At 73.5% G+C, this 17,743-nt stretch carries 19 protein-coding genes and 1 pseudogene; 5 read left to right on the top strand and 15 right to left on the bottom strand.

All coding sequences use genetic code 11. The annotated features are described in order from the left end of the window. Positions 1–146: 146 nt before the first annotated feature. Genes ACH4KB_RS37605 through ACH4KB_RS37585 form a run of 5 tightly spaced genes read right to left on the bottom strand, consistent with a single transcriptional unit; the run spans position 147 to position 5,037 of the window. Positions 147–1,397, bottom strand: coding sequence for an ABC transporter substrate-binding protein (locus ACH4KB_RS37605; protein ID WP_398071547.1), 1,251 nt, complete (start codon positions 1,395–1,397; stop codon positions 147–149). Beyond that, the gene (locus tag ACH4KB_RS37600) at positions 1,394–2,563 is read right to left on the bottom strand and encodes a branched-chain amino acid ABC transporter permease (protein ID WP_398071546.1); all 1,170 of its coding nucleotides are present in this window, start codon (positions 2,561–2,563) and stop codon (positions 1,394–1,396) included. The genes ACH4KB_RS37605 and ACH4KB_RS37600 overlap by 4 nt, the downstream gene beginning before the upstream one ends. Next, on the bottom strand, positions 2,556–3,446 hold the full coding sequence (locus ACH4KB_RS37595) for a branched-chain amino acid ABC transporter permease (protein WP_398071544.1): 891 nt from the start codon (positions 3,444–3,446) through the stop codon (positions 2,556–2,558). Before ACH4KB_RS37595 ends, ACH4KB_RS37600 begins: the two co-directional genes overlap by 8 nt. Beyond that, positions 3,443–4,243, bottom strand: coding sequence for an ABC transporter ATP-binding protein (locus tag ACH4KB_RS37590; RefSeq protein WP_398071542.1), 801 nt, complete (start codon positions 4,241–4,243; stop codon positions 3,443–3,445). Before ACH4KB_RS37590 ends, ACH4KB_RS37595 begins: the two co-directional genes overlap by 4 nt. Continuing rightward, positions 4,240–5,037 carry an ABC transporter ATP-binding protein gene (locus tag ACH4KB_RS37585; RefSeq protein ID WP_398071540.1) on the bottom strand — a complete coding sequence of 266 codons (798 nt, stop codon included), beginning with the start codon at positions 5,035–5,037 and terminating at the stop codon, positions 4,240–4,242. Before ACH4KB_RS37585 ends, ACH4KB_RS37590 begins: the two co-directional genes overlap by 4 nt. A gap of 265 nt (positions 5,038–5,302) precedes the next feature. On the opposite strand from ACH4KB_RS37585, the gene ACH4KB_RS37580 reads away from it, so the two are divergent. Further along, complete coding sequence (locus ACH4KB_RS37580) at positions 5,303–6,022, top strand: PucR family transcriptional regulator (RefSeq protein WP_398071539.1); 720 nt, start codon at positions 5,303–5,305, stop codon at positions 6,020–6,022. A gap of 234 nt (positions 6,023–6,256) precedes the next feature. On the opposite strand, the gene ACH4KB_RS37575 is transcribed toward ACH4KB_RS37580, so the two are convergent. Next, entirely contained in the window at positions 6,257–7,375 is a 1,119-nt protein-coding gene (locus ACH4KB_RS37575) for a glycerate kinase (RefSeq protein ID WP_398071537.1), read from the bottom strand. Between the two features lie 137 nt (positions 7,376–7,512). On the opposite strand from ACH4KB_RS37575, the gene ACH4KB_RS37570 reads away from it, so the two are divergent. After that, positions 7,513–8,010, top strand: coding sequence for an NUDIX domain-containing protein (locus ACH4KB_RS37570; RefSeq protein WP_398071536.1), 498 nt, complete (start codon positions 7,513–7,515; stop codon positions 8,008–8,010). Positions 8,011–8,090: 80 nt separating this feature from the next. On the opposite strand, the gene ACH4KB_RS37565 is transcribed toward ACH4KB_RS37570, so the two are convergent. Together ACH4KB_RS37565 and ACH4KB_RS37560 are read right to left on the bottom strand one after the other, a co-directional pair. Further along, positions 8,091–8,291: a type II toxin-antitoxin system VapB family antitoxin gene (locus tag ACH4KB_RS37565; protein WP_018955176.1), complete on the bottom strand. Its 201-nt coding sequence runs from the start codon at positions 8,289–8,291 to the stop codon at positions 8,091–8,093. A gap of 233 nt (positions 8,292–8,524) precedes the next feature. After that, entirely contained in the window at positions 8,525–8,929 is a 405-nt protein-coding gene (locus ACH4KB_RS37560; protein WP_398071534.1) for a (2Fe-2S) ferredoxin domain-containing protein, read from the bottom strand. Between the two features lie 379 nt (positions 8,930–9,308). Here ACH4KB_RS37560 and ACH4KB_RS37555 point away from each other — a divergent pair, with 379 nt between their 5' ends. After that, positions 9,309–9,893: a TMEM165/GDT1 family protein gene (locus ACH4KB_RS37555; protein WP_397917280.1), complete on the top strand. Its 585-nt coding sequence runs from the start codon at positions 9,309–9,311 to the stop codon at positions 9,891–9,893. A gap of 48 nt (positions 9,894–9,941) precedes the next feature. On the opposite strand, the gene ACH4KB_RS37550 is transcribed toward ACH4KB_RS37555, so the two are convergent. The 5 genes from ACH4KB_RS37550 to ACH4KB_RS37530 form a co-directional block, all read right to left on the bottom strand. Next, on the bottom strand, positions 9,942–10,478 hold the full coding sequence (locus tag ACH4KB_RS37550) for a methylated-DNA--[protein]-cysteine S-methyltransferase (RefSeq protein WP_398071532.1): 537 nt from the start codon (positions 10,476–10,478) through the stop codon (positions 9,942–9,944). A gap of 29 nt (positions 10,479–10,507) precedes the next feature. Continuing rightward, positions 10,508–11,980, bottom strand: coding sequence for an AlkA N-terminal domain-containing protein (locus ACH4KB_RS37545; RefSeq protein WP_398071530.1), 1,473 nt, complete (start codon positions 11,978–11,980; stop codon positions 10,508–10,510). 154 nt (positions 11,981–12,134) lie between these two features. Beyond that, complete coding sequence (locus ACH4KB_RS37540; RefSeq protein ID WP_398071528.1) at positions 12,135–12,668, bottom strand: O-acetyl-ADP-ribose deacetylase; 534 nt, start codon at positions 12,666–12,668, stop codon at positions 12,135–12,137. A gap of 45 nt (positions 12,669–12,713) precedes the next feature. Next, on the bottom strand, positions 12,714–14,129 hold the full coding sequence (locus ACH4KB_RS37535) for a phytoene desaturase family protein (RefSeq protein WP_398071526.1): 1,416 nt from the start codon (positions 14,127–14,129) through the stop codon (positions 12,714–12,716). A 95-nt stretch (positions 14,130–14,224) separates the two neighbouring features. Then, positions 14,225–15,070, bottom strand: coding sequence for an inositol monophosphatase family protein (locus ACH4KB_RS37530; protein WP_398071524.1), 846 nt, complete (start codon positions 15,068–15,070; stop codon positions 14,225–14,227). 384 nt (positions 15,071–15,454) lie between these two features. On the opposite strand from ACH4KB_RS37530, the gene ACH4KB_RS37525 reads away from it, so the two are divergent. Next, positions 15,455–16,150 (top strand): type 1 glutamine amidotransferase domain-containing protein, encoded by a 696-nt coding sequence (locus ACH4KB_RS37525; protein ID WP_398071522.1) that lies wholly within the window; start codon positions 15,455–15,457, stop codon positions 16,148–16,150. 43 nt (positions 16,151–16,193) lie between these two features. On the opposite strand, the gene ACH4KB_RS37520 is transcribed toward ACH4KB_RS37525, so the two are convergent. Both ACH4KB_RS37520 and ACH4KB_RS37515 read right to left on the bottom strand, forming a co-directional pair. Then, a complete protein-coding gene (locus tag ACH4KB_RS37520; protein ID WP_398071551.1) occupies positions 16,194–16,562 on the bottom strand; it encodes a Zn-ribbon domain-containing OB-fold protein in 369 nt (122 codons plus the stop codon). Between the two features lie 137 nt (positions 16,563–16,699). Beyond that, a complete protein-coding gene (locus ACH4KB_RS37515; RefSeq protein WP_398071549.1) occupies positions 16,700–17,491 on the bottom strand; it encodes a TetR family transcriptional regulator in 792 nt (263 codons plus the stop codon). 169 nt (positions 17,492–17,660) lie between these two features. Here ACH4KB_RS37515 and ACH4KB_RS37510 point away from each other — a divergent pair. Beyond that, positions 17,661–17,743: pseudogene (locus ACH4KB_RS37510) on the top strand (electron transfer flavoprotein subunit beta); the annotation flags it as partial.

Genomic DNA, 17,743 nt, shown 5'->3' with positions numbered 1-17,743 from the left:
GGGCGCGCGGGGGGGGGGTCACCCCGGCCCCCCCCGAGCCCCCCCGCGGTCACCGCGTGGCCCGGGGTGGGGCCCCCCCCGCCCCCCCCGGGACGGGGGGGGGGGCCGGGCCGCCCCCGGCGGGCCCCACACCCGTTCTCAACACGTCACTTGAGTGTGAACGACTTCGCCGCCGGGGAGACCGACGCCGGGCGGATGACCTTCAGGCCGCCGGGGACCGTGGCGTCCGGCTTCATGATGACGCTCTCCCGGGTGGACGGGGCCTTCGGGTCCGAGAAGTCGTGCGACACCCCGAACTCGCTCCCGTACCCCTTGATCGTGAGCAGCGCCTTGTCGATGCCCTCGCGGGTGAGGTCCTTGTCGTCGCAGGCCTTCGACAGCGCCTCGCCGAACAGGGAGGCCGCCGTGTAGCCGGCGACGACGCCGTTGTCGAGCACGTCCTTCGGGTACTGGGCGGCGTACTCCTTCGCGAGCTTGGCTGGGCCGTCACCCGGGTCCCCGATGGGCAGCGTGGAAGCGGCGACGTAGTAGTCCTTGAGCAGCGCGGGGGCCGCCTGGGTCTTCAACAGCTGCGGGGCAAAGGCCGAGTTGTTGCCGACGACCGGGACGTTGAAGCCGGTGGCCGCCGCGACGCCGACGAGCGAGGCCGCCTGACGCGGGCCCGCGCTGACGATCACGGCCTTGACCCCGGCCTGCTTGAGGGCGGCGACCTGAGCCGTCATGTCGTTGTCGGTCGGCTTGATCTTCTGCTCGACGACGGTGAGCCCGGCCTCCTTCGCCGCGTACTCCGAGCCGACGAGCGCGTTCTCGCCGTAGTCGCCCTCGAAGTACACATGGCCGATCTTGTCGCCCTCGGCGATGCGCTTCTCGGCGAGGAGATGGTCGATGAGGTTGATCGTCTCGACGTCGTAGGTGGCGCCGATGACCCGGATGTACGGGGAGCCCAGCAGATTCGCCGACCAGGCCTGCGGCAGCACGAGACCCTTGTCCTGGCCGTCGACGCGCTGCTCGACGGCGGCGACGAACGGGGAGCCGATGAACTGGGCGAAGCCCACCACCTCCGGCTCCAGCTCGGTGTACGCGGCGATCGCCTTCTGCGGATCGTAACCATGGTCACGGACCGTCAGTTCGATCTTCCGGTCGCAGATGCCGCCCTCGTCGTTCGTCTGCTTGACCCACAGCTGCTGCGCCTGGGTGACGCTCTTGCCCAGCGAGGCGTAGACGCCGGTCATGTCGGTCAGCACGCCGAGGGAGATCGTCGAGGAGGAGACCCCGGGACCCGTCTTGATCCCGCCCTCGCCCTCCTCGGCCGCCTTTCCGTCGGTCGCCTTGCCGCTGCACCCGACGAGGGTGACGGCGAGGGTCGCGACCACGGCCGTGAGCACTCTGAGTTTCATGACTTCTCCCCTGGATTCTTCGGAGCCGCGGGCTTCTTCGCGCGTGCGAGGCCCAGGCGGGCGAGCCCGCCGGGCAGGAACAGGACCACCGCGACCACCGCGGCGCCGTACAGATAGCGGGACGCCTCGCCGGGCGCCAGCCCACCCGTGCCGGGGGCGGAGACCAGCGGCAGGGAGTCGCTGTAGTGCGTGAACACCTGCGGGAGCAGGGTGACGAAGGCCGCGCCCATCACGGCTCCGCCGACGCTGCCGAGCCCGCCGATGACGATCATGGCGAGGTATTCGAGGGAGAGGATCATGCCGAAGTACTCGGGCACGGTCCGCTGGAAGACCAGAGCGAGCAGGACGCCCGCCAGGCCCGCGTACATCGAGGACAGGACGAAGACGCCGGCCCGGTAGCGGGCCACCGGCACGCCCATCACCCCGGCCGCGATCCGGTGGTCGCGAATGGCGTTCATCGCGCGGCCGGGCCGGCCGCGCAGCACCCCCCGGGCGAACAGCGCGCTCACCAGGAGCGCGGCCAGACCTGCGTACCAGAGTTTCTCCGAGGAGCCGAACGGCACGGCGGCGACCACGACTTCGGCGTCGTCGAAGGTGAAGCCGAACAGCGACAGCGGCGGTACGGCCCGGCCGTTGTAACCGCCGGTGAGCGAGCCCGCGTTGAACAGGACGTGCTGCCCGATGAAGATCAGCGCGAGGGTCGCGATGCCGAGGTACGCGCCGCGCAGCCGGCCGGCGATGGGGCTGAAGAGCCCGCCCGCCGCTCCGGCGAGCAGCACGGCGAGGATCGCGGCCAGCCAGGTGGGCAGCCCGAGTCCGGTCAGCGTGTGCCCGTTCTCGGTGCTGCTCTCGCCCGCCAGGACGCAGTAGCCGTACGCGCCGACGGCGAGGAAGAACGCGTGGCCCATGGAGAGCTGCCCGGTGGCGCCGGTGAGCAGGTTGAGCCCGATGGCGCCGATCGCCGCCGCCATCGCGAAGAGACCGGCCTGGAGCCAGAAGCGGTCCAGGTAGAAGGGGAGGACGAGGAGCAGGAGGGAGCCGATGAGGACGGCGTACGTACGGGGTCGGCGCAGCCGGTCGGTGAGGCCCGCCGCGCGGGTGGGTACGGGGGCGGGTGCGGCAGGGGCTCCGGGGGCGGGGGCGGCTTCGGCGGTGGTGTCAGACACGGGCCAGCTCCTTCGTGCCGAAGAGGCCCGCGGGCCGGATGAGCAGGACCGCCACCATCACCAGGTAGGGCGCCAGGTCGCCGATGCCCCGGCCGAGGAAGGCGAGGTCGCTCTGGTAGCCGGTGGCGAGCGACTCGGTGACGCCGACGATGAGTCCCCCGGCGAGCGCCCCGGTGGTGGAGTCGAGCCCGCCGAGGATCGCGGCGGGGAACGCCTTGAGCGCGGCGAGCGAGGTGGCGCGCTCCAGGCCCGGGGTGGGGAACACGGTGAGGAAGAGGGCGGCGACGGCGGCGAGTGCTCCGGCGACCGCCCACGCGGCGAGCGAGACCCGCCCCAGCTTGATGCCCATGAGCGCCGCCGTCTGCGGGTTCTCGGCGGCGGCCCGCATCGACACGCCCCAGGAGGTGTAGCGGAAGGCGAGCAGGAACACCGTGATCAGCAGCCCGGCGGCGAGGAACGCGGCGATCCGGGTCTGGGCGAGGGTGATGCCGCCGACCGTGACGACCTCGTTGCCCCAGGGGTCTCCGAGCGCGAGCACGTCCGTGCCCATCCGGCGGGTGAGTTCGGTGATCAGGAGGATGTCGACGCCGATGGTGACGATGGCCAGGACGCTCTGGTCACTGCCCCGGTAGCGGCGCATCACGAAGAACTCGATGGCCGCCCCGACGGTCGCCGCCCCCGCGATGCCGACGAGCAGCGCGGGCCAGAACCCGATGTCGTCGTGGAGCACGGCGGTGACGTAGCCGCCCGCCAACAACAGGGACGCGTGGGCGAAGTTGACGACCTCGGTGGCCTTGAAGATGACGACGAACCCGAGCGCGATGAGTGCGTAGACCGAGCCGATCGACAGGCCGCCGAGGAGGAGTTCGACGAACGTGGTCATTGAGGTGCTCCCAAGTAGGCCTGGACGACGGCCGGGTCGTTCTGGACCTCGGCGGGGGTGCCCCCGGCTATCCGTCGTCCGAAGTCGAGTACGGTCACCGCGTCCGCGAGCCGCATCACCACTCCCATGTCGTGCTCGACCAGCACGATGGAGATGCCGAGGCTGTCGCGTACGTCGGCCACGACGGCCGCGGTGCGGCGGCGCTCCATCGCGGTCATCCCGGCGATCGGCTCGTCCAGCAGCAGGACCTTCGGCTCCATGCACAGGGCGCGGCCCAGCTCGACGAGTTTCTGCTGCCCGTACGGCAGTGATCCGGCCGGGCGCTCCAGCTCCTTGTCGAGGCCGATGAACGCGGCGATGTCCCGGACCCGTTCGCGGTGGCGGCGTTCCTCCCGGGCGGCGGAGGGGAGCCGCAGGCCGGCGGCGACGAACCCGGAGCGGGTCAGCCGGTGGCGGCCGAGCAGGAGGCTGTCGGCGACGGTCGCGTGCGGGGGCAGCGCCAGGTTCTGGAAGGTGCGCGCGACCCCGAGGCCCGCGATGGTGTGCGGCGCGAGTCCGGTGAGTTCGGTGTCGCCGAGGCGGACGTGTCCGGAGGTGGCGCGGTAGACGCCGGAGAGGACGTTGAAGCAGGTGGACTTGCCCGCGCCGTTGGGCCCGATGACGGCGTGCACGCTGCCGGGTTCGACAGTGAAGGAGACGCCGTCCAGGGCGGTGAGACCGGAGAAGCGGACGGTGACGTCCTCGACGGCGAGTGCGGCCGTCGTGCTGTGCGCGGAGGCCGTGGCGGTGGTGGTCACGCGGACCACCTGCTCAGGGTGCGGCGGTTCCGGGTGCCCGGGTCGGCGTCCGCCGCCGCGTCCTCGTCGACGACGCCGAGGTAGCGGCGGCGGACCTCGTCGGACGCGGCGAGTTCGTCGGCGGGCCCGGACAGGGCGACCTCGCCGACGTCCAGGACGTACGCCGTGGAGGCGAGTCGCAGGGCGATCGCCGCGTTCTGCTCGACGAGCATGACGGAGGTGCCGGCCGCGTTGATCTCCCGCACGGTCTCGGCGATCCTGGCCGCCATCAGCGGGGCGAGGCCGAGCGAGGGCTCGTCCAGCAGGAGCAGCCGGGGCCCCGCCATCAGGGCGCGGCCCATCGCCAGCATCTGCTGCTCGCCGCCGGACAGCAGCCCGGCCCGCTGGTGCGCGCGGTCGGCGAGCACCGGGAACAGCTCGTGGACCCGGGCCAGCGCGGCGCCCGTCGCCCCGCGCCCGCCGCGTGCCCCGAGGGCTCCCGCCCGCAGGTTGTCGGCCACCGTCATCCGGGCGAAGACCTGCCGGCCCTCCGGTACCTGGACCACCCCGGCGGCCACCACCTGGGCGGGCCGCAGCCCCTCCAGGGGGCGGCCGTCGAACCGGATGGTCCCGGTGCCCGTCCCGCGGTGGAAGCCGAGGGTCCGCGACACGGCCCGCAGCAGCGTGGTCTTGCCCGCGCCGTTGCCGCCGAGTACGGCGGTGATCCCGCCGTCCGGCACATCGACGGAGATGTCGCGCAGCGCCCGGACCGGGCCGTAGCCGACGGACAGGCCGCGGATCTCCAGCGTTGCCATGCGTCCTCCTCCTTCCGCCTTGTCGTCCCCGTGTTCACCTGTCGTGCTCATCGGTGAAGCCGTGGCGTCGTGTGTGGTGCCACAGACCAGCACCGGACGGGACGTGCGTCCACGGCGCGGGACCGACTCGATGCGGGGGACCAGCCGAGGAAGGACCTCGTTGTGCACGCGCACAGACGCGGTGACGGGCGGGTGCCCGCCCGTACGGCCGCTGGCATCCTCATCGGTCATCAGGGACGCCCGGACCCGGGGGACGGAGCGGCGGATGCGGCGTGGGACGCGGTGCGGGGCGCTGCTCGGCCCGCTGCTGGCGGGCGGGGCGCCGCCGGACCTGGTGGAGCGTGCGGCGCGCGGTCTCGGGCTGCCGGATCGGGGGCGTTACGCGGTGGTGGTGCTGGGCACGCCCGTGCCGGAGGCCGCGGTGGCGGAGGGCCCGGACCGGGACGGGGCGCGCTGGTGGTGGTGCGGTGCGGGGGACGGGGACGTCGCGGTGGTGCTGCTGGGCACGGCGGGACCGGCCGGGGCGGTGGCGCGGCTCGGGGAGCACGGTGCGGGGCCGGGAGGCATGAGTCCGGTGGTGGGATCGCCGGGGCAGCTGGGCGCGGCACGGCGGCTCGCGGGCACGGCGTTGCTGACGTGTGCGCCCGGCAGCCGGGAGGTCGTACGGCTCGACGAGCGGCTGCCGACGGCCCTGCTGGTGAGCGGCCCGGAGCTGTCGGCCCGGCTCCTCGCGGAGGTGTTCGGTCCGCTGCTGGCGCTGGTTCCGGCGGAGCGTGCGGTGCTGGTGGGGACGCTGGAAGCGTGGCTGGAGTGCGAGGGTTCGGTGGGGCGGGCCGCGGTACGGCTGCGGTGTCATCGCAACACGGTGTTCAACCGGCTGCGGCGGCTGGAGCGGCTGACCGCGCGCTCGCTGTCCCGGCCGCGTGAGCTGGTCGACCTGGTGCTGGCGCTGGACGTGCTGAGGCTGTCGTCCGGGCCTCCGTGAGGCGGGGGCGGGGTGGGGGCACGGTGGCCCGGGGCCGGCGCACGGTACGGGGCGCGATGGCCCGGTGTGCGATGGCCCGGTGTGCGGGAGGGACCCGGCGTCTGTCCCCGGGCCCCTCCCTGCGCTCTCCTCGTACGCCTGATCCGTGACGCCTGATCCGCGGCGCCTGATTCCCGTACGCCTGATCCACGTACGCCTGATCCGCGCACCGTATCCGCGGACGCCCGGTGCGCGTCAGCGCAGCAGGAAGTCCCGGGCGATCGACTCCGCCGCCCGCTCCAGCAGCGGCCCGGCCTGGGCCATGGACACCGCCGGGTCCGGTTCCAGCTCGGCCAGGGCGTAGGCGCGGCTGATGCCCGCCTTCTCCAGGGCCTCCGGGGGCAGGGCGAGCCGGCCGCAGACCGCGACGGTCTCGATCCCGGCCGCGCGGGCGGCGGCGGCGACCCCGGCCGGGGCCTTGCCGTGCAGCGTCTGCTCGTCCAGCGAACCCTCGCCCGTGATGACCAGGGTGGCGCGGGCGAGTGCGGGGGCGAAGCCGAGCACGTCGAGCATCACCTCGATGCCAGGGCGGAAGCGGGCGCCGAGGGCGACGAGCGCCCCGTAGCCGATGCCCCCGGCCGCGCCCGCGCCGGGCAGGGCCGCCATGTCCGGGCCCAGGATCGAGGCGTAGTGCGCCAGGGCCGCGTCGAGGACCGCGATGTCCTCCTCGCTCGCGCCCTTCTGGCGGCCGTACACCTCGGGCGCGCCCTTGGGCCCCGTCAGCGGGTTGTCCACATCGCTGGCCAGGATCAGGTCGATGCGCGCCAGCCGGGGGGCGAGCCGCGAGAGGTCGGCCTCGGCCAGCTCCGCGAGAGGGCCGCCACCGGGGCCCACGGGCTTGCCCTCCGCGTCCAGGAAGCGGGCCCCGAGGGCGGCGAGCATGCCCGCGCCGCCGTCCGTGGTGGCGCTGCCGCCGACCCCGAACACGATCGTCGTCGCCCCCTCCTCCAGGGCGGCCTGCAGCAGCTCGCCCGAGCCGTACGTGGTGGCCGTGAGCGGGGCGAACACTCCGTCGGGCAGGTGCTGGAGGCCCGAGGCCTCGGCCATCTCCACCACGGCGGTGGACCCGCGCAGCGCGTACGCCGCCGTCACCGGGTCCCCGAGAGGACCGGTCACCCGGACCTCCCGCCGCTCGAATCCGGCGGCCACCGCCGCCGCGACCGTACCGTCGCCGCCGTCCGCGACCGGCAGGGTCTCCACCCGCGCATCGGGGACGACGCGCCGCAGCCCGGCCGTCACCCGCTCCGCGACCTGCACGGCCGTGAGCGAGCCCTTGAACTTGTCCGCCGCCACGAGCACGCGGGCGGTCTGCATATCTGCTCCGTCCGTCACCTTGCATCCCTTGCTTTCGAACAGGCAGTCGCGCCGCCCCGACCTTATCCGCACGCCCCCTGATCTGCCCATGGCCGTCCACGGCCGTGCGGTCCGGCCGCGCCACTACGCTGTCGGCCGTGACGATCCCCGATGCCGACTACGCCGCGTACATCGCCGGGCTCCCCCGGGTCCTGTCCGGCGCCGCCTCCCTCTTCCGTGACGCGGAGGGACGGCTCCTCCTCGTCGAGCCGAACTACCGCGAGGGCTGGGCGCTGCCCGGTGGGACCGTCGAGTCGGAGGCGGGTGAGGGGCCCCGGCAGGCCGCGCGACGCGAGACGGCGGAGGAGATCGGCCTCGACGTGGCGCCGGGACGGCTGCTCGCCGTGGACTGGGTGCGCGGTGCGGGCCGCCCGCCGATCGTGGCGTACGTGTACGACGGCGGGGTGCTCACGGCGGACCGGCTGGCGGCGATCCGGCTCCAGGAGGAGGAGCTGCTGTCCTGGCGACTGGTGGCGCCCGCCGACCTGGACGGCTTTCTGCTCGGCACGCTCGGGGGCAGGGTCCGGGCGGCGCTGGAGGTACTGAGGTCCGGCGCCGGGACCGTGGAGCTGGAGGACGGCGAGCCGGTCGCGTAGAACGCGAGGGGCACCGGCCCTGCCCGGGGCCGGCCCGTACGGGCGATCAGCCGTGCTCGGCCCGGTCCCGTACCCGGCGATCAGCCCTGCTGTGCCTCCGGCTTGACCTCCACGTCGCGCACCGCCCCCTCGCGGTCGGCGACCAGGGCCTCGGTGCGGTGGCCGCGCGCGATGTAGTCGCGCACCACGAGTTCGACGGCGTCCTGGGGATTTCCGACCCCCGCGAGCACCATCACTTCGACGACGAGTTCGGCATCCAGACTGACAGTCACCTTGGCCATGCGCGGACCTTACACCGGCGCATCGCGTACGCAGGCGGGGTTTCCGTTTCCTGCCGAACTCGCCGACGAGAGCGTCCGGGAGACGACCGGCGTCCCGCTGCCGGGGGCTGCCGGCTGGGGTCGGCGGCTCGGCCGGCTGACCCGGCTGCACGGGCCCGCGGGCCCGTACCTGGCCGCTCGGTACGGTGTCGCACGCGCCCGCGGTCGGTGACCGCCGCCCCGGGGAGGCCGGCTCAGCCGTCCAGACCCGCCCGGACCCGGCGGGAGGGCTGGAAGACGTAGAGGTCGAGGATGTCCGGGGCGTCCGCGAGCCCCGGCCCGCCCGCCGCAGCCCAGGCCACGATGTCCTGCTCGGCGTGCTCGTCGTTGACCAGGCCCAGCCAGACCGGCCGGCCCCCGGCCCGGCGGCCCTCGGCGGAAGGCTGCACGACGATGACGTTGCCCTGCTCGCAGGCGTCCAGGCACTCGACCGCCCGTACGGTCGCGGCGCCCTCCAGGCCGGTGCGCAGCCGGGTCAGCTGGGCCGCGTGGTCGACGCCCGGGATCTTCTCCGTGCCGCAGCAGCAGCCCCGGCAGACGCTGACGGTGGGCCGGGGGGCGCCCTGGGCGGGCGCGTCCTTGCGGGGGCGGCGGCTCATGGGGGGCACTTCCCGTCGCGGTGGGGTGGAGTCGGGTGGCGGCGGACCACCACCGGTCGGGTGATCATCACGATGCTACCGAGGCACTCACGGTTCGAACAGCAGGCCCCGTCCCCGGCCGGGTGGGGTAGTGTTGACGGCTGCGAAGGGGAGTAGCCCCGCAAACCGGTCGTCGACATACTGGAGCCTTTCGGGTTCCCGGTGGCCGGGCTCGTGTGTCCTGCGAGGGACTGCCACGGGCGGGCGAGACCTTCGGTCCTGTATGACACGTCCACGTCCCGTGGTCGGAGCCGTCATGCCGGGCCGAGTGGTCCTCCGAAAAGCCCGAGCGGCGCTTCGCGAAGATCCGGGGCCCGGCTCGAACAGAAAGCCACCCGGAATGCACCTCGACCCCCTGGCGATCATCACCGCCTTCGGGCTGATCTTCCTCGCGGAGCTCCCCGACAAGACGATGTTCGCGTCGCTGGCCATGGGCACGCGGATGCGGCCCCTCTACGTGTGGTTCGGCACCTCGTCCGCGTTCGTCGTGCACGTCGCCATCGCCGTCGGCGCGGGCAGCCTCATCGGGCTGCTGCCCGACTGGATCGTCAAGCTCGTCTCGGCCTCGCTCTTCGCGTTCGGCGCGTTCATGCTGCTGCGCGGCAGCGGCGGGGACGACGACGAGGACGCCGAGGTGAAGACCGTGACCGGGTTCTGGCCGGTCTACACGACCGCGTTCATGGCGGTCTTCATCAGCGAGTGGGGCGATCTGACGCAGATCACCACCGCCAATCTCGCGGCGAGCAACGGCACCTGGTCCACGGCGATCGGTGCGGCCGCGGCCCTGATGTCCGTGTCGGCGCTGGCGCTGCTGGCGGGCCGGTTCATCGCGAAGCGCGTACCGCTGAAGACCGTGCAGCGCATCGGCGGGATCTGCATGCTGGGCCTCGCCGTCTGGACGGCCGTGGAGATCTTCACCGGCTGAGAAGTGCGGGGCGGGGGCGTGCCGAGGCCGGTACGCCCCCGCACGCTCTCAGAACAGCGCCTGCACCCCGCCCTCCGTCCCCCCGCGCTCGAAGGCGAGCAGCCGCTGCTTGCGGTCCAGGCCGCCGCCGTAGCCGGTGAGGCTCCCGGAGGCTCCGATCACCCGGTGGCACGGCACGATGATTCCGACGGGGTTCTTGCCGTTGGCCAGTCCGACCGCCCGCGAGGCGCCCGGCTTTCCGAGCTCCTCGGCCAGCTCGCCGTACGTACGGGTCTCGCCGTACGGGATCTTCAGCAGCTCCGCCCACACGCTCCGCTGGAACGGCGTGCCCGCGAGGTTCAGCGCGAGGTCGAAGGTGGTGCGGTGGCCGGCGAAGTACTCGGTGAGCTGCTGGATCGCTTCGGCGAAGGGCTCCGGATCCGGGTGGCCGAAGGTCTCCTGGGGCGGGCGGTGACGCTGGTCGGTCATGTAGAGGGCGGAGAGGACTCCGTCGGTGGCGACGAGCGTGAGCGGGCCGTAGGGGCTGTCGAGGACCGTGTGCTGCTTGGTCACCGGTGAGGTGGGGGTGGCGCTGGTCGTGGTCATGGGGGCCGCTTCCTTGTCAGCGTCCGGCGTCAGCCGGGCAGGTGGTTGATGGGGTGGTCGTCCACCGTCCAGAGGTACTGCACGGCGTACGCCCGCCAGGGGCGCCAGTCGGCGGCCCGTGCGGTGAGGGCGGCGGGGGTGACCGGCAGGCCCAGCCGCTCGGCCGCCCGGCGGATGCCGAGGTCGGTGGGGAGGAAGGCGTCGGGGTCGCCGAGGGCCCGCATGGCGATGGACTCGACCGTCCAGGGGCCGAAGCCGGGCAGGGCGGCCAGTTCGGTGCGGGCCCGCTCCCAGTCGGTGTCGGTGTCGAGCCGCAGCCGGTCCTCCGCGAGGGCGGCGACGAGCGTGGTGAGGGTGGTGCGGCGGGTGCGCGGCAGGGCCAGGGCCTCCGGGTCGAGTCCCGCCAGCGCCTCCGGGGGCGGGAAGAGGTGCGTCAGCCCGCCCTCGGGGTCCTCGACCGGGACGCCGTGGGCGGTGACCAGCCGGGCGGCGTGGGTGCGGGCGGCGGCGGTGGATACCTGCTGGCCGAGCACCGCGCGTACGGCGAACTCCGCCCCGTCCACGGTGCGGGGCACCCGGCGGCCGGGGCCCGCGTCGACCAGCGGGGCGAGCAGCGGGTCGGTGCGCAGTCGCGCGTCGACGGCGACCGGGTCCGCGTCCAGGTCGAGGAGCCAGCGGCAGCGGCTGATGGCCCGGGTGAGGTCGCGGGGGTCGGTGAGGGAGAGCCGGCAGGCGATGTGGTCGGGCGCCGGACTCAGGGCGACGACGCCGTGCCCGTACGGGAGGGCGAGGGTGCGCCGGTACGCGCCGTCCCGCCACTCCTCGACGCCGGGGACGGCGGTCGCGGCGAGGTGGCCGAAGAGGTTGCTGGGGTTGAGCGGGGCCCGGTACGGGAGGCGGAGGGCGATGACGCCCGGTACGGCGGCGGGCCGGGGGCCCCGGGCGGCTCGGGTGCGCAGTTCGCCGGGGGCCAGGCCGAAGACCTCGCGGATCGTCTCGTTGAAGGTGCGGATCGAGGAGAAGCCGGCGGCGAAGGCGACCTGGGCCATGGGCAGCGCGGTCGTCTCGATGAGGAGGCGGGCGGTCTGCGCACGCTGGGCGCGGGCCAGGGCCAGCGGGCCGGCGCCCAGCTCGGCCAGCAGTTGGCGTTCGATCTGCCGTGCGGAGTAGCCGAGCCGGGAGGCGAGTCCGGGTACGCCCTCGCGGTCGACGACCCCGTCCCGGATCAGGCGCATGGCGCGGGCGACCGAGTCGGCGCGGGCGTTCCACTCGGGGGAGCCGGGGCTGGTGTCGGGGCGGCACCGCTTGCAGGCCCGGAATCCGGCCTGCTGGCAGGCGGCGGCGCTGGGGTAGAAGGTCATGTTGCGGACCTTGGGCGGCACGACGGGGCAGCTGGGGCGGCAGTAGATCCGGGTGGTCAGGACCGCGGTGAAGAACCAGCCGTCGAAGCGGGCGTCCTTGGACTGGACGGCCCGCACGCAGCGCTCGGTGTCGGTGTGCATGGTTCCAGGATGGTGCACCGGTCAGCGGCTTGGCTGGCGGAAATCCGACAGGGTCCTCGCGCGGAAATCCGACAGGCGCGCGGACCCTTCCGGCGGCGGGGAGGAGTCAGCGCATCGCGAGGACTTTCCAACCCTTCCGATGGGCGGGGACGAGTCAGCGCATCGCGAGGACTTCCTCGAACTCCACGTACGCGTGGGCGTCGAAGAGGACGAAGCGCACCTCTTCCACCGGCTCCACGGTCTCCGCCAGGACCGTGCGTACGGCGATCCGCGCCCCGTCGTCCATCGGCCAGCCGTAGATGCCGGTGGAGATCGCCGGGAACGCGATGGACCGGGCCCCCAACTCGGCTGCCAGGCGCAGGGATTCGCGGTAGCAGGAGGCGAGCAGGGCGGAGCGGTCCTGAGCGCCGGAGAAGACCGGGCCGACGGTATGCACGACCCACCGGGCGTCGAGGCGTCCGGCGGTGGTGGCGACGGCCTGCCCGGTGGGCAGTCCCTTTCCGTAGTGCGAGGCGCGCAGTTCACGGCAGGCGGCGAGGATGTCGGGCCCGCCGCGCCGGTGGATGGCGCCGTCGACTCCGCCGCCGCCGAGCAGCGAGGAGTTCGCCGCGTTGACGATGACGTCGACGGACTGGTGGGTGATGTCGCCGCGGACCAGGCGTACGGCGGGGGAGACAGAGGTGCTCATGCGGACATCATGCCGCGCGCCGGGGTCTTCGGCCGCCCGGTCCGTTCAGGAGGCCCGCAGCCTGCGCCATACGGCCTTGGCGGCATGGTGACCGGACATGCCGTGGACCCCGGGCCCGGGCGGGGTGGCCGAGGAGCAGAGGAAGACCGCGGGGTGCGCGGTGGTGTAGGGGACGCGGGCGAGCTTGGGGCGGATCAGCGTCTGGAGGCCGGCGAAGGCTCCGCACGCGATGTCGCCGCCGACGTAGTTGGGGTTGCGCGCGGCGAGTTGGGGCGGGCCCGCGAGGGCACGGGCGAGCACCAGGTCCCGGAATCCTGGGGCGAAGCGCTCCAGTTGGCGTTCGATGACGTCGGTCGCGTCTCCCTCCCAGCCCGCCGGGACGTGCCCGTACACCCAGAAGACGTGGCGCCCTTCGGGGGCCCGGGAGGGGTCGGTCAGGCTGGGCTGGGCGGTGATGAGGAAGGGGACGCTCGGGTCGCGCCCCTCGACGGCCGCCTTCAGCGCGGTGTCGATGGTCCCGGCGTCGGGGCCGATGTGGACGGTGCCCGCGCGGCGGGCCTCGGACGCGGTCCAGGGGACGGGGCCCGACAGCGCGTAGTCGATCTTGAAGGCGGAGGCGCCGTAGCGGTAGCGGTGGTACGCGGAGCCGAGGCCCGCGATCCGGGCGAGCGCGGAGGGCGAGGTGTCGAAGATGTAGGCGCGGGCGGGCGGGAGTTCGTCCAGGCGCCTGACCTCGCTGCCGGTGCGGATCGTGCCGCCCTGTTCGCGGAGGAAGGAGGCGAGGGCGTCGGAGATGGCCTGGGAGCCGCCGCGCGGCACCGGCCAGCCGTTCTCGTGGGCGGCGAGCGCGAAGACGAGGGCGATGGCCGAGGTGGCGAATCCGCTGGTGGGAGCTATGGCGTGGGCGGCGAGCCCGGCGAAGAGGCCGGGGGCCTTCTCACCGGAGAAGCGGCGGGAGAGCCAGGTGGCGGGCTGGAGGCCGAGCAGACCGAAGCGGGCCAGCCGGTAGGGGTCGCGGGGCAGGCCGTCCCAGGGGGTGCGCAGGAAGTCCGCGGCCAGGGTGTCCCAGCGGCCGAGGAAGGGGGCCATGAGGCGGCGGTAGGCGCCGGCGTCGGCGGCCCCCAGCGACATCGCGCTCTCGCCGACGGACCGGGTGAGCACGGCGGCGGTGCCGTCCGGGAAGGGGTGGGCGAGGTCGATCTCCGGGTGCAGCCATTCCAGGCCGTGCCGGGCCAGGGGCATCGCCCGGAACGCGGGTGAGCCGATGGCGAGGGGGTGCACGGCGGAACAGGGGTCGTGCCGGAAGCCCGGGAGGGTCAGCTCCTCGGTGCGGGCTCCCCCGCCGACGGTGTCGTGCGCCTCGTGGACCTCCACCGCGAAGCCCCGGCGGGCCAGTTCGGCCGCGGCGGTCAGTCCGTTGGGCCCCGCGCCCACCACGACCGCATCGAGCATCGACGGCACCTTGGGACTCCTTCGTCGGCCGGCAGGCGGACCCCCAGGGTATTCGTCGCCACCGACCGTGCGTACGCGGGTACCCCGGGTTCGGCCGGTGCGGGTCAGCCGCCGGTGCGCAGAGCGGCCAGGACGCGCTGGGCGGTGGCCTCGTCGCGGGCCGCCGTGAACGGCAGGTCGTTACCGCCCGCGATACGGAACGGGGCGCCGGACAGGGTCGACTGGGCGCCGCCCGCCTCGGTGACCAGGAGCAGGCCCGCGGCGTGGTCCCAGGCGTACTCCCAGTTGAAGGCGGTGGCGTCCAGGGCGCCGCGGGCGACGGCGAGGTATTCGAGCCCGGCCGAGCCGCAGGGGCGGGCCGCGATGCCTTCGGTGCGCAGGCCGAGCAGGGCCCGTTTCTGGGCCTCGGTGGTGTAGTCGGGGTGCGACATCGCCACGTTCAGCACGGCGCCGGGTGCGGGTGCCCCGGGGCGTATCGGCACCCCGTTGAGCGTGGCGCCCCGGCCGCGTACGGCGATGGCCATCTCGTCCCGGACCGGTGCGTACGTCCAGGAGGCGTGTACCTCGCCGTGGAGGGCGAGGGCGACCAGGGTGCAGAAGCCGGCCTCGCCCCGAACGAACTGGCGGGTGCCGTCGACCGGGTCGACGATCCAGACCGGGGCGTCGCCGCCGAGGGCGTCGTAGACCGCCGGGTCGGCGTGCACGGACTCCTCACCGACGACGACCGAGCCGGGCAGCAGCTTGGTGAGGGCGGCGGTGAGGTGTTCCTCGGCCAGCCGGTCGGCGGCGGTGACCAGGTCGTGGGGGCCGCGCTTCTCGATGATCTCGTGGGCGGCGAGCTTCCGGTGGCGCGGAATGATCTCGGCCGCGGCGGCGGCGCGCACGGCGGCCTCGACCTCGGCCGGCGGTCCGGTGTCCCCGGCGGTCCCGTACAGGAAGTCATCGATCATGGCTCCAGCTAAGCACGGCCGTACGAGCACGCGTCCCCCGGGTGAATGCGGACATCTCCGGCGGGGTGACGGGGCGATCCGGACGTCACCGGGCCCGCCTGCGCATGCTCACCGAGACGGCGAGCCCGGGAACCCCGGTGGCGTGGCGCTCGGTCGCGGACGCGCCGTCCGGCCGAGTCCGCTGCCCCGGACGCACCGTCCGGCCGAGTCCGCCGCCCCGGATGATTCGGACCGTCCACCGCGGGCAGGCGATCCGCCGGACGGCCGATCGCCGCCGCCCCGTCGGGAGCCTCTTCCCGGCACACGGGGGCGGAAGGCGGATTCCGGCCCGGCCGGGCCTACCGTCGGCCTGGTCAGCCACCCCGACCAACGGAGATGTACGACATGGCAAAGATCCTTTTCGTGGTGTCCGGCGCGGACCACTGGACCCTGGCGGACGGCACGGCCCACCCCACGGGCTTCTGGGCCGAGGAGGCCGTGGCTCCCTACCGGGCGTTCACCGGCGCCGGGCACGAGGTGGTCGTCGCCACGCCGGGCGGCGTCGTCCCGACCGTGGACCGCGGCAGCCTCGCGCCCGAGGTCAACGGCGGTCAGGAGGGCGCCGACGCGGTGACGGCCGGTCTTGAGACGTTCGAGGAGCTGCGGCGGCCGGTCGCGCTGGAGGACGTGGACCCGGACGCCTATGGCGCCGTCTTCTACCCCGGCGGCCACGGCCCGATGGAGGACCTCGCGGTCGATCCCGTCTCCGGCCGGCTGCTCGTCCGGGTACTGGCTTCGGGCAAGCCGCTCGGTGTGGTCTGCCACGGCCCGGCGGCGCTGCTGGCCGCGACCGGCCCCGACGGCACATCCGCGTTCGCCGGATACCGGCTGACCGGCTTCACCAACGCGGAGGAGGCCCAGGCGGGCTTCGCGGACAAGGCCAAGTGGCTGCTCCAGGACCGGCTGGTGGCGCTGGGAGCGGACTTCCAGGAGGGCGAGCCCTGGGCGCCTTTCGTCATCACCGACCGCAACCTGATCACCGGTCAGAATCCAGCGTCGTCCGCGCCGTTGGCCGCCGAGATGCTCAACCGGCTGGGCTGACCGGCCGACCGGCGGTTCGCCGACGGCCGACCGGCCGGGACGTTCAGACCCAGTCGCGCCGCGCGGGCGGGTCACAGAGTTCCAGGACCACCTCGCCCGTCTCCGGCTCGTCCCCGGAGACGGGGCGGACGCGCGCGCCGACCGTCACCAGGTGCGGAGCCGCCCCCACGATCCGGCAGCGGAAGACGAACCCTTCGGAGAACCGCACGAGGGACTCGTTGCGCGCCGCCTCGGTGTAGCGGTGGACCACGGCGGTCCGGACGACCACTCCGTGGCCGGTGGTGCGTTCGGGCTTCAGTTCGCTCGACGCGCACACCGGGCACAGCAGCCGCCGGAACGAGGCGGTGCCGCACCAGCGGCAGCGGTTGTAGGAGAGGCCGCACTCCTCGTGCGCCTTCTGGACGGTGCTCATCACGGTGCCCATCGCTGTCTGGGACACGGCTCGACCCCCTGCGCTCGACTCGGACGCGCCGCACCTGCACTGCGGGCGCGTCCGCACCATATGGCACTCAGTGCCGGACCGTAAAGGCACTGAGTGCCCATTGGTATTCAGTTCTCGCCGACGGCCGCCTCGATCTGCTGCACGACACGCCACATCGGGGTGCCTTTCCGCGCGACCATCACGATCACCTCACCGTCGTCGGAGACGGGGAAGGGGGAGGCGGGAAAGGAGCCGGCGGACGAGGGAGTCACGGGAAGGGGCGCGTTCGAGCCGGGCACGGAACCGCCCGGAAGCCCTTCCGCTCCCCCGCTCCCCCCTTCAGGCGACGGCGCGCCCGCCTCCGCCGCGGACCGCCCCCACACCTCGCGCACCAGGGCGAGAGCATGGTCGACGGCCGCCTCGGGGTCCCCCTCACCGCCCGAACGCAGCCACAGCCGAAGCCCGTTGTTGTGCGCGGCGACCACCGAAGCGGCGATCACCTCGGCCCTCAACTCCCCGTCCCCGCCCTCACCGAACTGGCCGCGCAGATGCCGGGCAAGAGTCTGCTCGTAACGGCGCACCACCGACAGTTCGTACGTCCGCAGCCCCGGCACCTCCCGGGTGAGGCGGTAACGCTGCACGGAGAACTCCGGGTTGGCCGCGTACATGCGCAGCACGATGCGGGCGGCGTCGCAGACCGCGCCGACCGGGTCGCTGTCGTCGACGGCGGCCAGGAATTCGGTCATCTCGACGAAGCAGCGCTCATGGTCCGGGAAGACCGCGTCCTCCTTGGACGGGAAGTAACGGAAGAACGAACGCCGGCCCACCCCGGCCCGCGCCACGATGTCGTCCACGGTCGTCCGCTCGAAGCCCCGCTCCAGGAAGAGCTGGAACGCCGCCTGCGCGAGCACCTCCCGCATGGGTGCCTTCTTCTCGGGTCCTCGTGCCTCGCTCATGCGGCGAAACGTAGCACCGGAAGGAGCGTTTTGGCACTGCGTACCTTTACAGAGGGTACTGAGTGCCATAATCTGTCCATCAGTACGAATGACACCCAGGTGGGACCACACCCAGGTAGGCAGGAGAGCCGGCGTGAGCTTGAGGATCGTTGTCTGTGTGAAGTACGTGCCCGACGCGACCGGTGACCGGCGTTTCGCCGATGACCTGACGCTGGA

Origin of the sequence: Streptomyces sp. NPDC017520, from assembly GCF_044329855.1 — a bacterium.
Classification (GTDB): domain Bacteria; phylum Actinomycetota; class Actinomycetes; order Streptomycetales; family Streptomycetaceae; genus Streptomyces.
This window is presented reverse-complemented; position numbering and strand designations above follow the sequence as displayed.

Excerpts from the sequence above, each read along its gene's own strand:
- ACH4KB_RS37585 (WP_398071540.1), bottom strand. The coding sequence starts at position 5,037 with ATGGCAACGCTGGAGATCCGCGGCCTGTCCGTCGGCTACGGCCCGGTC.
- ACH4KB_RS37545 (WP_398071530.1), bottom strand. The coding sequence starts at position 11,980 with ATGCACACCGACACCGAGCGCTGCGTGCGGGCCGTCCAGTCCAAGGAC.
- ACH4KB_RS37605 (WP_398071547.1), bottom strand. The coding sequence starts at position 1,397 with ATGAAACTCAGAGTGCTCACGGCCGTGGTCGCGACCCTCGCCGTCACC.
- ACH4KB_RS37560 (WP_398071534.1), bottom strand. The coding sequence starts at position 8,929 with ATGAGCCGCCGCCCCCGCAAGGACGCGCCCGCCCAGGGCGCCCCCCGG.
- ACH4KB_RS37555 (WP_397917280.1), top strand. The coding sequence starts at position 9,309 with ATGCACCTCGACCCCCTGGCGATCATCACCGCCTTCGGGCTGATCTTC.
- ACH4KB_RS37540 (WP_398071528.1), bottom strand. The coding sequence starts at position 12,668 with ATGAGCACCTCTGTCTCCCCCGCCGTACGCCTGGTCCGCGGCGACATC.
- ACH4KB_RS37530 (WP_398071524.1), bottom strand. The coding sequence starts at position 15,070 with ATGATCGATGACTTCCTGTACGGGACCGCCGGGGACACCGGACCGCCG.
- ACH4KB_RS37595 (WP_398071544.1), bottom strand. The coding sequence starts at position 3,446 with ATGACCACGTTCGTCGAACTCCTCCTCGGCGGCCTGTCGATCGGCTCG.
- ACH4KB_RS37520 (WP_398071551.1), bottom strand. The coding sequence starts at position 16,562 with ATGAGCACCGTCCAGAAGGCGCACGAGGAGTGCGGCCTCTCCTACAAC.
- ACH4KB_RS37525 (WP_398071522.1), top strand. The coding sequence starts at position 15,455 with ATGGCAAAGATCCTTTTCGTGGTGTCCGGCGCGGACCACTGGACCCTG.
- ACH4KB_RS37575 (WP_398071537.1), bottom strand. The coding sequence starts at position 7,375 with ATGCAGACCGCCCGCGTGCTCGTGGCGGCGGACAAGTTCAAGGGCTCG.
- ACH4KB_RS37515 (WP_398071549.1), bottom strand. The coding sequence starts at position 17,491 with ATGCGGGAGGTGCTCGCGCAGGCGGCGTTCCAGCTCTTCCTGGAGCGG.
- ACH4KB_RS37580 (WP_398071539.1), top strand. The coding sequence starts at position 5,303 with ATGCGGCGTGGGACGCGGTGCGGGGCGCTGCTCGGCCCGCTGCTGGCG.
- ACH4KB_RS37565 (WP_018955176.1), bottom strand. The coding sequence starts at position 8,291 with ATGGCCAAGGTGACTGTCAGTCTGGATGCCGAACTCGTCGTCGAAGTG.
- ACH4KB_RS37550 (WP_398071532.1), bottom strand. The coding sequence starts at position 10,478 with ATGACCACGACCAGCGCCACCCCCACCTCACCGGTGACCAAGCAGCAC.